1 protein-coding gene is annotated in these 1,056 nt (G+C 68.4%); it reads right to left on the bottom strand.

What is annotated here, in order from left to right:
- A partial coding sequence (ispG, locus tag IE249_RS35435; protein WP_189711631.1) for a flavodoxin-dependent (E)-4-hydroxy-3-methylbut-2-enyl-diphosphate synthase occupies positions 1-1,056 on the bottom strand: 1,056 nt, incomplete at both ends.

Here is a 1,056-nt window from a genome sequence, read left to right as displayed (position 1 = left end):
CGGCGAGCTTCATGGCCTCCTCGATGAGGGTCTCCACGATCTTCGACTCGGGCACCGTCTTGATGACCTCGCCCTTGACGAAGATCTGCCCCTTGCCGTTGCCGGAGGCCACACCCAGGTCCGCCTCACGCGCCTCGCCCGGACCGTTCACCACGCAGCCCATCACCGCCACCCGCAGCGGCACCTCCATACCCGTCAGGCCCGCCGTGACCTCCTCGGCCAGCTTGTACACGTCCACCTGCGCCCGCCCGCACGACGGACACGAAACGATCTCCAGACCCCGCTGCCGCAGATTCAGCGACTCCAGGATCTGGATACCGACCTTGACCTCCTCCACCGGAGGCGCACTCAGCGACACCCGGATCGTGTCACCGATACCCTGCGACAGCAGCGCACCGAAGGCCACCGCCGACTTGATCGTGCCCTGGAACGCCGGCCCCGCCTCCGTCACCCCCAGATGCAGCGGGTACTCGCACCGCTCCGCCAGCTGCCGGTAGGCCTCGATCATCACCACCGGGTCGTTGTGCTTCACCGAGATCTTGATGTCCCGGAAGCCGTGCTCCTCGAACAGCGACGCCTCCCACAGCGCCGACTCCACCAGCGCCTCCGGCGTCGCCCTGCCGTACTTCTGCAGCAGCCGCCGGTCCAGCGACCCCGCGTTCACCCCGATCCGGACCGGCGTCCCGTGGTCCTTCGCCGCCCGCGCGATCTCCTTGACCTGATCGTCGAACTTCTTGATGTTGCCCGGATTCACCCGCACCGCCGCACAGCCCGCCTCGATCGCCGCGAACACGTACTTCGGCTGGAAGTGGATGTCCGCGATCACCGGGATCTGCGACTTCCGCGCGATCGTCGCCAGCGCGTCCGCGTCGTCCTGAGTCGGACACGCCACCCGCACGATCTGGCACCCGGACGCGGTCAGCTCCGCGATCTGCTGCAACGTCGCACCGACATCCGACGTACGCGTCGTCGTCATCGACTGCACCGACACCGGCGCGTCCCCGCCCACCGCCACGGACCCGACCTGGATCTGCCGGCTCTTGCGGCGCTCGGCGA

The sequence above is a fragment of the Streptomyces anandii JCM 4720 genome, assembly GCF_014650655.1.
In the GTDB taxonomy this organism is placed as follows: domain Bacteria; phylum Actinomycetota; class Actinomycetes; order Streptomycetales; family Streptomycetaceae; genus Streptomyces; species Streptomyces anandii.
The sequence above is the reverse complement of the archived record's forward strand: the minus strand, read 5'-3'. Positions and strand labels throughout refer to the sequence as shown.